This is a genomic window from Halomonas sp. SIMBA_159, assembly GCF_046536035.1.
Taxonomy (GTDB): domain Bacteria; phylum Pseudomonadota; class Gammaproteobacteria; order Pseudomonadales; family Halomonadaceae; genus Vreelandella; species Vreelandella venusta_A.
Window position 1 is genome coordinate 1 of sequence record NZ_JAWJBT010001180.1, and the last position, 250, is coordinate 250.

1 protein-coding gene is annotated in these 250 nt (G+C 71.6%); it reads right to left on the bottom strand.

The window, feature by feature from the left end:
- Nucleotides 1-238, bottom strand: a 238-nt coding sequence (locus R0J87_RS22985; protein ID WP_498889250.1) for a hypothetical protein, incomplete at its 3' end; no start/stop codon positions are given.
- Nucleotides 239-250 lie beyond the last annotated feature (12 nt).

Here is a 250-nt window from a genome sequence, read left to right on the forward strand (position 1 = left end):
TGGACAGCTCGCTGGACGGCATCCCGCACTGGCGGCTTTGCTGGTTTCGACGGGGGAAGGTGCAGCCCGTATCGCCGGACGGCTCCCTGCGCACACTGACGCCGCCGCTCTTGTCGTCGCCGATGCTGTCATCCGGCGGCCTCCGCCCGCCCTTGTACCTGCCCTTGGGCCCGTCCAGGTCCCGGCTGCGCCGCCCGTCCCCACGTCCACGCCCGACGCCGGTGTGCAGGTCATCCACGGGAAAGGCCTG